The following is a 13,222-nucleotide window of genomic DNA, read 5'->3' on the forward strand; positions in this document are numbered from 1 at the left end:
GAAATCACTCTTCAACCTGCACCACGGTCGTGACATCCGGCATCAACGACAGATCCATGCGGTGCCTGGAGCCGTAGGTCGGCACATCCAGCTCGTCCTCCAGCAGCTGCCACTCGGCCGGCAAGCTCCAGAATTCCTTGAACGAGCGGGTGAACTTCCCGGACAAGGCAAAGCTGGTGGCAAACATGTGCTGCACCTGTACCGACGCATCCTTGGCCAGGATGCGTTCCCGCTCTTGCTTCATCCACTCGCGGGTAGGCTGGGCGCGTGCCAGCCGCTCCTGACGGATTTCGCCACGGCGCGCCTGTGTCCTGGCGGCATCCACGCTGTACACGCCTTTGGCATCCTGCGTGAACACGGCGCCGTAAACCTTCCGGGCGTATTCCGGCAGCAGATAGTTCAGGTTCAGGTCGTTTTCGATGGCCTTCACCTCACGATCCAGCGGGTCACCAAAACCCGGCCCGCCGCGCAGGTAATTCAGGTACAGGTCGTAGTTGTCGTAGCAGTCTTCGGTGGTGATGCACTGCTTGTCGCGCTTGACGCGGGCAGTGGCGTCGATGTGCTGCTCATAGGTCGGCGCACTCGGGTTGATGTCGCCCCCCAGCGGCAGGCTTTCGCCATTGGCAATGCGCCGGGCAAGGCCGGTCTTGTGCGCCTCGAAACGATAGCCAGTGGCCGAGGGATAGCCGCCCATCATGCCCCAGTCGCTGTTCATGAAACCATTGCCCATGAAGAACATGGTCCAGTCTTGTGCGTTCCACACCATGCGCAGGGTTTCAAAACCGCAGCCGCCGCGATATTTGCCATAGCCGCCGGAGTTGGCTTTGACATTGCGACCCAGGTAGAGCAGCGGTTCCGCCATTTCCCAGATTTCGATATCCCCCATGTCGCCTTCCGGATTCCAGATGGCGGCGGCGTGGTTCAGGCCGTCTTTCACCGCGCAGGCCCCGGTCCCGCAAGAGGAGGCTTCAAAGCTGTTGACGGCGTGGATCTCGCCATCCTGATTGATGCCGCCACCCTGCAGCCAGTTGGAGGTATTGGCATTACCCGCATTGACTTCTTCCAGGTAGCCGCGGCTGAAGTAGGACTGCCCCAGGCCACGCCACAAGGCGGACCAGCCGGATACCAGGAAGTGCCAGGCGTAGGCATGGCCGGTGCGGCGGTCATCCGGGTTGCACCAGGTTCCTTTGGGCAGGCGGAATTCGGTGGCGTAATAGGCACCGTCATTGATGCGCTGCGTCGGCACCAGGGTTTGGCACATCATCACCCAGATGCCGGAGGTAAAGGCCACCTGGTGGGCATTGAAGGTATGCCAGCCCCAGCGGCTGGCGCCTTCGAAGTCCAGCCGCCATTTGCCGTCGGCACGGATGGTCATCTCGCACGGCGAGTGCATGATGGAATCCAGCTTGGCAAAAGCATTGGAGACCTGCACGTCTTCGTGCTTGTAGGGCACGTCGACAAACGACACCTTGCGGTAAATGCCCGGCAGGGTCATGGCCTTGACCCGGCTCATCAGGCCACGGCGACCTTCTTCGATCACCTCGTGGGAGAACTGCTCGTAGGCTGCCAGGCCATCGGCACGGATCACCTCCTCCACCAGCTCGCGAATCATGTGGCAGCCGGCGATACGGGTTTTTTCGTCGAGTATCCAGTACTTCGGCGTGCGGACCGAACGCTGGCTTTCATGCAGCCAGTCGCGCAGCGGCTCGTCGTTGATGCCGGTCTTGCGGCAGGTGATCATGTAGCCGTCGCCAAAGCGCTGGGTCTGGCCGGTGGACATGGAGCCCGGCGTAACCGAACCGGTATCGATCACATGGGTGACCCCGCCTACCCAGCCGATCAGCTTGCCTTCCCAGAATATCGGCACGATGGTGGCGATGTCGCAGGGGTGCACATTGCCGATGGCGCAATCGTTGGTGGTGAACATGTCACCGGGATTGATCATCGGATTGGCTTCCCAGTTGTTCTCGATCATGTACTTGATCGCCGCGCCCATGGTGCCGACATGGATGATGATGCCGGTGGAAGTCAGCACGCAGTCGCCGGCAGCGTTGTACAGGGTGAAGCACAGCTCGCCTTCCTGTTCCACGATGGGGCTGGCGGCAATCTTCTTGGCGGTTTCACGGGCATGCACCAGGCCGCCGCGCAGTTTGGAGAACAGTTTTTCATAGCCGATCGGGTCGCTGTCGCGCAGTTCCAGCTTCTCCAGACCGTTGTAATAGCCGGTCGCCTGGGTGCGGGCAATGATGGCATCGCGGTGCTGCTTCAGTGTCAGGCCACTGGCCAGCAGATAGCCGACGCCGATTTCCTGATTGCTCATCTGGTTCATGGTGTGTCTCCTTATTTGACTTGTTTGAGATGGAACAAGCGGTGCTTGTCTATCGTCGTTTCAAAGCCATCCGGGACCACAAAGGTGGTGGCGTCCGACTCGATGATGGCGGGGCCGGTGATGTGGTTGCCGGCCTTGAGCGCTTCCATTTTCCACAGCGCGGCTTCGCGCCATTGTTTGTGACGATAGAACGGGCGGGTGCCGAGGTAGGCTTGCGGAGGCGGTGTCGGACCGGCATCCGGGTCTTCCGGCAGTACCGGCTTCTGGGTCACCACCATGCCGCGCAGGATGGCGCCGGTGATGGAGAAGCCCAGCTCCGGCGAGCGTGCCGAGCTGGCATAAACCCGGCCATAGGTGGTTTCGAAACTGGCCACGATGCGGTCCCAGTCTTGCGCCGTCGCCGCGCTGGACACGGGCGAGACGATTTCCAGATCATTCAGCTGGCCCATGTACTGCATCTTGTAGCCGGGGATCAGCAGTACGTCTTGCGGCTGGAAGCCATTGATCACGAACTCGTCGATCACCTTGACCGCCAGTTCCTGCCAGGCTTGCTGCAACGTGGCGCAGGCCGCTGCCTTGAGCTCGTCGCTGGCAAACTGGGCCAGCCCCAGGTCCACCGACTTGTCGTAGCGGTATTCGAAATCGGCACAAGCACAGCCGAAGGCCGAGAAACCAGCCGCCCAGGCCGGCACCACCACATCCTTGAAACCGACGCCTTCGGTGTAGCCATAGGTATGTACCGGGCCGGCACCACCGTAGGAGAAACAGGTGAACTCAGCCGGGTTGTAGCCCTTGGCGCTGATATTGGCTCGCAGGTATTCGGACAGGGTGAGGTCAAGCAGCTCGATCACCCCGGCCGCGGCGTCCTCGACCGACAGACCGAGCGGATCGGCGATTTGCGCCTTGATGTGCTCACGGGCGCGCTGCACATCCAGCTTGATGGCGCCCCCCAGGAAATTGTCCGGATTGAGATAGCCCAACACCACGTGGCAATCGGAGACGGAAACAGTATCCAGACCACTCTCCGGCCAGCAGGTACCCACGCGATAACCGGCACTGTCCGGCCCCAGCTTGATGGATTTGCTGTAGGGATCCAGCCGTACAAAGCTGCCGGCACCGGCGCCGACCGAATCCATTGCCACCAGCGGCAGCGACAGCACCAGCCGGGCCATGTCCGGGTCGGACCTGATGGCAAAGCTGCCCTTGGTGATCAGCGCCACATCAAAGCTGGTACCACCGATATCGGAACAGGCAATGTTTTCGTCGCCCAGGTATTCGCCCAGCAGCTTGGAGCCGATCACCCCGCCAATCGGGCCGGACACGATGGTGCGGGCCAGCTCCTTGGCTTTCCAGCTGATGGTGCCGCCATGGGTGGCCATGACGCGCAGGTCAAACCGGGCACCGTGTTTCTTGAAGCGGTCGCTGACCTTTTTCAAGGTCTGGCGCGAAGGTTCGGCACCATAGGCTTCGAGAATGGTGGTGTTCATGCGGTGGCTTTCCTTGCGCGACGGGTAGTAGTCCACCGAGGCAAACACCGGAATATCCACCTGCAACCGGGCCAGCTCCTCCCTGGCCAGATCGCGCGCCCGCAGTTCGCTGGCTGCATTTTTATGGGATTGCAGCAGACAGATGACAATGGCTTGCGAACCGGCCTCCACCAGCTCGCGTACCGCCTGCCGCACGTCCTCTTCGCGCAGCGGAATCACCACCCTGCCCTGCACATCGGTACGCTCGGTCACTCCACGGGTACGTGCAACCGGCACCAGCGGTTCGTCGTAACGGTGAGTGTTCAGATGGATGCGGTCTTCCAGCGCGTAGCCCAGATAGCTTTGCAGCGCCCGGCCCATGGAGTGGATTTGCTCGAAACCCTTGTTGCAGATCAGGCCGACAGCCAGCCCCTTGCGCATCAGGATGCGGTTGAGCATGGCCGTGCCGGAGTACACGCAGGTCACCAGTTCCGGAAAAACATCGTCGACTTCCCGTTGCCAGTGCGCCAGGGCATCGACCGACGAGTGGTAAATCGCCAGCGATTCGTCCTCCGGATTGCTCTGTGCCTTGCCCACCACAAAGCGTCCGTCGGCGCGTACAAAAAAGGTATCGGTCATCGTGCCGCCGGCATCGATGCCCATGACCTGTACGTTTGACTGCTCGGATTGCATATTGCCTCCTCGGTGTGTGCTGTTGATCAGGCCGCTGCCCGCTACTGCCTTGCCAGCGCGTCCTGCTAGCCGGGGCGTTTCCCCCACACTTGATTTGGCAATATCCGTGCCATATGAAAATTTCAGAAATATCCTATGAATATCTTTTATTTTCAATGACATAACTACAAACTGTCTTGCAGCCGCCATGGCACGCCATGCGCTGCGCAGCGTCCGCCATCCGGACAAGCTGCAGCAACTGTCCGGATGGCGGACGATCTGCGCCGGACATGCTGCATCGCACAAGTCATTGATTTAAATAATATTAATTGACTGTGAGAAATGGTTTTATACTTTGAGCCATCCGCTTGCCGGTTTTGCCATCCAACATGAGCACATCCGAATGCACACCACCAGCCTGCTGATTCCGCGAGTCGGTGACGAGCGCACGGTCGCCGCCTCCTGGGAGCGATTTGTCCAGAACATCAGCCCATGCCCCGGCAATGTCCGCAATGTGATTCTGGAGTCATGGTGGCGCTGTCGCTCCAAGGCCGTCGACCCGCTCTGTCCGGGCGCCCCCACGCTTGCCAGCGCCGAGCAGCTGCCAGCGCTGCGCCACCAGGCCAGCGAGCTCTACCAGGCAGCGCACCCGGTCATCGCCCTGCTGGCTGAGGTAGTGCACGAATCCGGCTCGCTGCTGATGCTGACCGACCCCAACGGCACCATCCTCGACCTGCATGGCGCATCCAAAGCACGCCATGCCGGTGAGCAGGTCAATCTGGCACCGGGAGGCTGCTGGGTGGAATCGCTGATCGGCACCAATGCCATCGGCACCGCCATTGCCACCCATGCCCCGGTACAGATCTACGCCAGCGAGCATTACTGCAAGGACGTCAAACACTGGACCTGCGCCGCCGCACCGGTACTCGACCCACACTCCGGCAAGCTGTTGGGCGTGATCGACATTTCCGGGGAAAAGGAAACCTTTCATGGCCACTCGCTGGGCCTGGTCATGACCGCCGCCAGCCAGATCGCATCCTTGCTATCCCGCCGCGGCCATGAGCGCGAGGCCCGTCTGCTGGCGCAATCGGCCGACGCATTCACCCGCCATGCCAACGCCTGCGTCATCCTGCTGGACCGCGATGGCAAGGTCGTGAAAACCAATGGCAAATGGGCCATCGCCCAGGAAAAACATGGCATCAGCCAGCAGCTGGAAGTCGGCAACCGGGTGCCGGCGGCTGATCTCACCCCGGGGAAACAGGCCGGCCATGACCCGCTGCCTGCCTGGCTGAACCAGGACTGGCTGCATGTGCTGCGGCTCGATGGCGAGGTACTGGGCAGCCTGCTGCTCATTCCCCTGGCTCGTCCGCCAAGCCAGGGCGCAAGCGGCAGCGACCCGCCCCCCGCCGCCCTGGCAGCCCCTCACGATGCCTTTGCCGACATCATCGGCAGCAGCGCGCTGCTGCAAAGCGTCAAGACCAGGGCAAGGCGCCTGGCACCGCTGGACCTGCCGGTGATGCTGCTGGGAGAAACCGGTGTCGGCAAGGAAGTGTTTGCCCGCGCCATTCACCAGTCCGGCAACCATCCGCATGCGCCGTTTGTGGCGGTGAATTGCGGCGCCTTCACCCAGGAACTGCTGGCCAGCGAATTGTTTGGCTATGCCGAAGGCGCTTTTACCGGCGCGCGCCGCGGCGGGGCCGCTGGCAAGTTTGAACAGGCGCACGGCGGTAGCCTGTTTCTGGACGAAATCGGCGAAATGCCACTGGCGATGCAGCCTCATCTGCTGCGGGTACTGCAGGATGGCATGATCGTGCGACTGGGCGATAGCCGCGAAAGACGGGTGTCGGTGCGCATCATCGCCGCCACCAACCGCGACCTGCAGGGCGAGGTCAAGGCCGGGCGTTTTCGCGCCGACCTCTATCACCGGCTCTGCGTCACCACCCTGGCCCTGCCCGCACTGCGGGAACGGCGGGAGGACATCAGCCAGATCATCGAACACCTCAACCGCTGCTTTGCCCGCAAGTATGGCGTACCGGCCAAAACGCTCGATCAGCCCACCCGGCAAGCACTGGAAAACCACGATTGGCCCGGCAATATCCGTCAACTGAAAAACGTCTACGAAACGCTGTTTGCCCTCAGCGAGGGCCAGCAAATCGACCCGGACCTGCTACCCGCCGAGCTGGCCGCGGCCGGGGAGCGCAGGCCGGAGCCGGCCGTGCCGACGGTCCTGCCCAATGAGGTCAGGCGGCTGGCCGAGATGGAAAAACATGCCATACAGGCTGCCATCGCCCACGCCAAGGGCAATCTGTCGCAGGCGGCCCGCTCGCTTGGCATCTCGCGCAGCACGCTGTATGTAAAGCTTTCTGCCATGCGTGACAGGGCCGACAGCCAGCATAAACCCCGCTGAATGCCGCGCAGGTGGTAGCGCAAGCGGCCATGGTGCTTGCAAGAAATGAAAAACCAGCGCCCATGACAGGTGCGCTGGCCGGATGCATCGCCGGACCTTGCCGAATCCGCCACAGCGCAGATGCAGCAAGGTCTGCCGGAAAATTTACAGCAACTTGGAAATATCCTTGGCTTCCCAGTGCGGGAAATGCTTGCGCACCAGCTGGTTGAATTCCAGCTCGAAGGCACGCAGGCGGGCCAGTTCGTCGCTCACCGGCTCGGCAGCGGATTCGGCCGCTGCCGTCACCATACCGGCAGCGGCAGTGGCATTGGACAGGCGGTCGATAATGATGAAGCTGCCGGTGCCACGGCACTGGGCATAGGCATCAAACACCACCGGCGCGTTAAGCTCCACGCGGCACAGGGCGATTTCGTTCAGCGCCAGCTCTTGTGCGTCGAACTGCTGCAGCGAGTTGACATCAACGCGGTGTTCGATGGCAGCCACACGGCCTGTCACCACCTTGCCCGCCAGCTTGAAGCCATACTCCTTGCCCACCACCAGCGGCGCCTCGGCCATCCACACCACATGGGCGTCAAAGGCTTGCGCCACGCTGGGCTGCTGCTCGCCGGCGCGCACAATCATGTCGCCACGGGAAATGTCGATTTCATCTTCCAGGGTCAGGGTAATGGCCTGACCAACAAAGGCCGACGGCTGATTGCCTTCAAAGGTGACCACTTCCTTCACCTTGCTGCGCTTGCCGGACGGCAAGGCCACAATCGCATCACCCGGCTTCACTTCGCCCGCCACCACGGTGCCGCAGAAACCGCGGAAATCCAGATTCGGGCGATTGACATACTGTACCGGCAGACGGAAGGCTTCCAGCGCTACGTCATGGCTTACCTGTACGCTTTCCAGCAGCTCCATCAGGGTGGCACCCTGATACCAGCCCATGTTTTCGCTGCGGGTCACCACGTTATCGCCACGCAGGGCGGAAATCGGCACAAAGCGGATATCCGGAATGGTCAGGTGTTCGGAGAAGGCCAGATATTCTTCACGGATGCGCTCATACACTTGCTGGCTATGCTCTACCAGGTCCATCTTGTTGATGGCCACGATCACGTGCTTGATGCCCAGCAGGCTGACAATAAAGCTGTGACGACGGGTCTGGGTTTGCACACCACGGCGCGCGTCAATCAGGATCACCGCCAGATTGCAGGTAGACGCGCCGGTAGCCATGTTGCGGGTGTACTGCTCGTGGCCCGGACAGTCGGCAATGATGAACTTGCGCTTCTCGGTGCTGAAGTAGCGATAGGCCACGTCGATGGTAATGCCTTGCTCGCGCTCGGCCTGCAGGCCATCCACCAGCAAGGCCAGGTCGATTTCCTGGTCGGTGGTGTTGTACTTTTTCGAGTCGCGCTCGATTGCTGCCAGCTGGTCTTCGAAAATCAGCTTGGAGTCGTGCAGCAGGCGGCCAATCAGCGTGGATTTGCCATCATCGACATTGCCACAGGTGATAAAGCGCAGCATGTCCTTGTTTTCATGCTGTTTCAGGTATTCCAGGATATCGCTGGCAATCAGCTCGGACTGGTGAGACATGATCGTTCTTTCCGCTGTAATCCACCGCCAGGGCGATGGACATCAATTCTTCTGAATGGTGACTGGATGGAGCCGGGCTTAGAACGGGCTTAGAAATAGCCTTCCATCTTTTTCTTTTCCATCGAACCGGCCTGATCATGGTCGATCAGACGGCCCTGACGCTCACTGGTGGTGGTCAGCAGCATTTCCTGGATGACCTCCGGCAGCGTGGCGGCAGTGGACTCCACCGCACCAGTCAGCGGGTAACAGCCCAGCGTACGGAAACGCACCTGCTTCTTGGTGATGCTGGCTTTTTGCTCGGGCGTCAGGTATTCCAGAATGCGGTCGTCATCAATCATCACCAGCGTGCCATTGAGGTTGACCACTTCACGCTCGGCGGCGAAATACAGCGGCACGATGTCGATGTTTTCCAGATAGATGTACTGCCAGATATCCAGCTCGGTCCAGTTGGACAGCGGGAATACGCGGATGCTCTCGCCCTTGTCGATCTTGCTGTTGTAGATGTTCCAGAGTTCCGGACGCTGGTTTTTCGGGTCCCAGCGGTGGTTCTTGTCGCGGAAGGAATACACGCGCTCCTTGGCGCGCGACTTCTCTTCGTCACGGCGCGCGCCACCAAATGCCGCATCAAAACCGTATTTGTTCAGCGCCTGTTTCAGGCCCTCAGTCTTCATCACATCGGTATGCTTGGCACTGCCGACCGTGAAGGGGTTGACGTTAGCCTTCACGCCCTCTTCATTCACATGCACGATCAGGTCCCAGCCTTCGGCTGCCTGCTTGTCGCGCAGGGCGTACATATCCTGGAATTTCCAGGTGGTGTCCACATGCATCAGCGGGAACGGCGGCTTGCCCGGCGCAAATGCCTTGCGTGCCAGATGCAGCATCACGGCAGAGTCCTTGCCGATACTGTACAACATGACCGGATTTTCAAATTCCGCAGCGACTTCACGGATGATGTGGATCGACTCGGCTTCCAACTGCTTGAGGTGAGTCAGTTTCTGTTGACTGATATTCATGGTTCCCGCCTGTTCCTGGGCTGCCTGCGCGTCTGGTGAGCACAGCATGATGGTTTGCTTGCCGCTCAATGTACCGGAAGCCCTGCCATTCTCCAAAATCAGTTGGATATATCAATATGCACTATCCAAGTGAAAATTAAGTCAAAAGAGACATATCAACGCCATGTCAAAACTTGTAAAGGATATCTTGCCCTGCAATATTCATGCATTCAGAATAGCAGCATGAAAAGCGCGCTCTCATTGCAGGATATCCAGACCATAACATGCGGCGATGGAAGCCCATTACTACTTGCCAGTAACGGGCAACAACGCTATGTCATGCTGCCATCCTCTCCAGCCAGAATGCAGAACCGGCTCAGACACAGTCTGCTGGCCTGGCCGGAACAAGAAGTCAGTCTCAAGGAAGGAAACTTCGCCTGCTATGTGCGCGGCAATAGCAAGTTACTGGCCGAACTGGAGCCTGATCAGCTTAATGACCGGGAAAAAACAGGCATTGCCTGCGATATCATCGAAGCCCTGCTGCATTTGCAACTGAGTCAGCAGGCACTGCCACATTTCAGCCTGGAACATATTCTGATCAATGAGCAGCTCCAGATACAGTTGCTGGGCCAGCACGCTTCGCTGCATCAGGACGAAACCCAGCAAAAACGGAACACCTGTCAGACCGGACAAATCCTGCACTGGCTATACAGTGGTCAAACCGCTGCCGGACAGCCATTACAAACACTCAGGCCGGATCTGGATACTGAGCTGGCCAAAGCCTGCCAGGTCCTGCTTGATGAAGAACAACACAACAAGGATAGGGTGCGTAGCGTTCTGGCACAGCTGCAAGACTGGCTTTTGCGGCAGCAGCACTCAAGTCTCAACGGCGGCCAGCAGGACAACACACTCAAGCAATTGCTGGAGCGCATGCGGCACAGCCGGGACTTCCCCGCGCTGTCACAGGCCATCAGTGCCATCAATCACATTGGCAATGCGGATCGCGAACGGCTGCAGGTCCTGGCCGACATTATCCTGAAAGACCCCTCGCTCACCAGCAAATTGCTGAAAGTCGTCAACTCGGCCAATTTCAATCACTTTGGCGGCACGGTCAGCACCATTTCTCGCGCCATCGTGATTCTTGGCTTCAACACCATCCGCAATCTTGCATTAACGCTGCTGCTGTTCGAGCACATGAACAATCACGACCATGCCCGCGATGTGTACGACATCACCATCAAGGCCTTGTTCTGTGGTCTGCTTGCCCGACAACTCGCCTTTCATTTTGGCAGCCGCGATGCCGAAGAAATGCTGATTTGCGGCATGTTTCAGCAACTGGGGGAGTTGCTGTGTGCCTTTTATTTTCATGAAGAACACCTGCGCATTCAGCAGCGGTGCCAGCAGGGTGGCGATCCGGAACAGGTCGCGCGGGAAATCCTGGGAACAAGTCGCAGCACACTCGCGGCCGAAACGACGCGTCGATGGAATTTTCCTGAACACTTCACACAAAGCCTGCTTCCCCTGCCAAGCGGTCCGGTGCGACAGCCGCATGGCAGTAATGAGCGTTTGCGCATGTTTGGGAATCTGGCCAATGAGCTGACACAGGCTTTGAGTGGCCCGGATCACGCACTACTGGGCAATGTTCAAGGCATACTGATTCGATATGAACGCGCCCTGACCTGTGATTTCGACATACTGCAAAGCATCATCAGCCGCACCCAGCATGATTTCACTGACTACCTGCAAAGCTGGAAAGGTGAGCATGCCAGCAGCAAGCAAACCCAGACGCTCAGATCAATCAGCCTGACACACCGACCTCATGCTGATCCTGTCGAAACCAACACCATGCCACAACATACACTCAGCACCGAGGTAGTCGACAAGCTGAGCAATGGGATACAAGATGTCACCAGCGCACTGGTCGGCACCCAGCAATTACAAGATGTGCTGCGCATGATTCTTGAAATCATGCATGACAGCGTCGGTTTTGATCACGTCATGCTTTGCACCAGGGACCCAAAACAAAACATCATCCTTGGCCGTTTTGGCATAGGCGATAAAATCAATATTCTGATCAAGCATTTTCGCATCAATCCAGAACAACTGGACAATACCTTCAGTATCGCCCTCGAACGCAATGTTGATGTTTTTATCGATGATGCCCAGGCACCAGCCATTGCCAACCACATACCACGCTGGTACCAGCAACTGAATCTGGCGCAAACCTTCATCATCTTCCCGCTGGTGCTGGAAAAGAGGAAAATAGGCTTTTTATATGGTGACAAAAAGCAGGCACACAGCCTGCCATTGCGACCCGACGAACTCAATCTGCTCAAGACCCTGCGCAACCAGGCCTTGCTGGCCATCCGCCAGAAACAGAGCTGAGCAGCCACATCATCAGGAATAGTTTGTCACCGACCAGCAAACACCCACTGGACATGCCGTCACGCAGAACGCTGTTGCACTCCGGCCTGAGCCTTGCCGTAGCCGGCATGCTGCAAGCCTGCAGCAGCCCCTTGCGTCGCCCTACTCCACCAACTGCAGCCCATCCGATCATGCCATTGCAAAACCGCGAAATCAGCCTGCTCGCCTGCTCCGGCAGCCTGCCCAGCGCCACCCAGCGCCAACACGGGGTCGAACGCCTGCAACAGGCCGGCTTCGATGTAACCAATCGCCAGGCAATCGACCGCCAGTACCAGCGCTTTGCCGGCACGGATCAGGAACGGCTGCAAGACCTCAATCAGCTGATACAGCGGCAAGACATGCCGCGCATGCTGCTGGCCGGCCGTGGTGGCTATGGCGCATGCCGCCTGCTGCAAGACATTGATTACCAGCGACTATGCCCCATGCTCAAGGAAGCCGGCACGCAGATCATGGGCTATAGCGACTTCACCGCCATTCAGCTGGCCTTGCTCGCCAAAGGGGGCCTTGGCAGCTTTGCCGGCCCCATGCTGTACAGCGACTTTGGCGGCCGCAAACTCAGCCCGATGACCATGCAGCATTTCATTCAGGCAACAACAACTGAAAACTGGACCGTCGCCACCCCCACGCCACAAACCAGCACAGCAACAGGTGAAGGCATATTCTGGGGCGGCAATCTCAGTGTCTTGTCCAGTCTGGTCGGCAGCCCCTATTTGCCAGAAATACGTGGCGGCTTACTGTTTCTGGAAGATGTGGGCGAGCAGCCCTACCGCCTGGAGCGCATGCTGCAGCAGCTCTACCTGGCAGGCATTTTGCAGCAGCAAAAAGCCATCTTCTTTGGCGACTTTGCCATGGGGCGCATCATCGACGCCTACGATGCAGGCTATACACTGGACACGGTCATCGCACAGATCCGTTCACAGTTGAAAATCCCTGTATTTACCGGCATCCCTTTCGGCCATATCCACGACAAAACCACCCTGCCTCTTGGCTATCCTGCGCGTTTCACCGCCAACGAAACCGGCCTGACACTCACCTTCAGTCAGTACCCGATACAACCTGCCGCCGGACTCACACTGGAACGGCTGCTGATGGAAAGCCCAACCTGAAAACAAAAAGCCACCCCAGGGTGGCTTTGTTATTTGGCTTTGCAGTTTGGCACCCACCCAGCGCGGACGTCTGGCTGCAGGAGTGCAGCGGCATGGGATATGCAAGTTACCGTCGCCCCAACGCAAAAAGCCCAGCTCGATTGAGCTGGGCTTTCAAAGGGGAGTCTGGCGGTGTCCTACTTTCACATGGCGAATGCCACACTATCATCGGCGCTAAGGCGTTTCACGGTCCTGTTCGGGATGGGAAGGCG

At 59.0% G+C, this 13,222-nt stretch carries 7 protein-coding genes and 1 rRNA gene; 3 read left to right on the forward strand and 5 right to left on the reverse strand.

What is annotated here, in order from left to right:
- Positions 1 to 4: 4 nt before the first annotated feature.
- Both DFR38_RS17345 and DFR38_RS17350 read right to left on the reverse strand, forming a co-directional pair.
- The gene (locus DFR38_RS17345) at positions 5 to 2,329 is read right to left on the reverse strand and encodes a hydantoinase B/oxoprolinase family protein (RefSeq protein WP_059285158.1); all 2,325 of its coding nucleotides are present in this window, start codon (positions 2,327 to 2,329) and stop codon (positions 5 to 7) included.
- A gap of 11 nt (positions 2,330 to 2,340) precedes the next feature.
- Positions 2,341 to 4,488, reverse strand: coding sequence for a hydantoinase/oxoprolinase family protein (locus DFR38_RS17350; RefSeq protein WP_059285159.1), 2,148 nt, complete (start codon positions 4,486 to 4,488; stop codon positions 2,341 to 2,343).
- A gap of 382 nt (positions 4,489 to 4,870) precedes the next feature.
- Here DFR38_RS17350 and DFR38_RS17355 point away from each other — a divergent pair, with 382 nt between their 5' ends.
- Positions 4,871 to 6,874: a sigma-54-dependent Fis family transcriptional regulator gene (locus DFR38_RS17355; RefSeq protein ID WP_110313686.1), complete on the forward strand. Its 2,004-nt coding sequence runs from the start codon at positions 4,871 to 4,873 to the stop codon at positions 6,872 to 6,874.
- A gap of 144 nt (positions 6,875 to 7,018) precedes the next feature.
- Here DFR38_RS17355 and cysN read toward each other — a convergent pair whose 3' ends face one another.
- Positions 7,019 to 8,449 (reverse strand): sulfate adenylyltransferase subunit CysN, encoded by a 1,431-nt coding sequence (gene cysN, locus DFR38_RS17360; RefSeq protein ID WP_059285160.1) that lies wholly within the window; start codon positions 8,447 to 8,449, stop codon positions 7,019 to 7,021.
- 89 nt (positions 8,450 to 8,538) lie between these two features.
- A complete protein-coding gene (gene cysD, locus DFR38_RS17365; RefSeq protein ID WP_275576115.1) occupies positions 8,539 to 9,510 on the reverse strand; it encodes a sulfate adenylyltransferase subunit CysD in 972 nt (323 codons plus the stop codon).
- An 81-nt stretch (positions 9,511 to 9,591) separates the two neighbouring features.
- Here cysD and DFR38_RS17370 point away from each other — a divergent pair, with 81 nt between their 5' ends.
- Both DFR38_RS17370 and DFR38_RS17375 read left to right on the forward strand, forming a co-directional pair.
- On the forward strand, positions 9,592 to 11,826 hold the full coding sequence (locus DFR38_RS17370) for an HDOD domain-containing protein (RefSeq protein ID WP_146216007.1): 2,235 nt from the start codon (positions 9,592 to 9,594) through the stop codon (positions 11,824 to 11,826).
- 53 nt (positions 11,827 to 11,879) lie between these two features.
- On the forward strand, positions 11,880 to 12,971 hold the full coding sequence (locus DFR38_RS17375; protein ID WP_059285162.1) for an LD-carboxypeptidase: 1,092 nt from the start codon (positions 11,880 to 11,882) through the stop codon (positions 12,969 to 12,971).
- 163 nt (positions 12,972 to 13,134) lie between these two features.
- Here DFR38_RS17375 and rrf read toward each other — a convergent pair.
- Positions 13,135 to 13,222 (reverse strand): 5S ribosomal RNA (gene rrf, locus DFR38_RS21925); the annotation flags it as partial.

Source organism: Aquitalea magnusonii, from assembly GCF_003202035.1.
GTDB classification, from domain to species: domain Bacteria; phylum Pseudomonadota; class Gammaproteobacteria; order Burkholderiales; family Chromobacteriaceae; genus Aquitalea; species Aquitalea magnusonii.

What these genes read in the sequence shown, in the direction of transcription:
- DFR38_RS17355 (WP_110313686.1), top strand. Translation starts at nt 4,871, where the DNA reads ATGCACACCACCAGCCTGCTGATTCCGCGAGTCGGTGACGAGCGCACG.
- cysN (WP_059285160.1), bottom strand. Translation starts at nt 8,449, where the DNA reads ATGTCTCACCAGTCCGAGCTGATTGCCAGCGATATCCTGGAATACCTG.
- DFR38_RS17375 (WP_059285162.1), top strand. Translation starts at nt 11,880, where the DNA reads ATGCCGTCACGCAGAACGCTGTTGCACTCCGGCCTGAGCCTTGCCGTA.
- DFR38_RS17345 (WP_059285158.1), bottom strand. Translation starts at nt 2,329, where the DNA reads ATGAACCAGATGAGCAATCAGGAAATCGGCGTCGGCTATCTGCTGGCC.
- DFR38_RS17350 (WP_059285159.1), bottom strand. Translation starts at nt 4,488, where the DNA reads ATGCAATCCGAGCAGTCAAACGTACAGGTCATGGGCATCGATGCCGGC.
- cysD (WP_275576115.1), bottom strand. Translation starts at nt 9,510, where the DNA reads ATGCTGTGCTCACCAGACGCGCAGGCAGCCCAGGAACAGGCGGGAACC.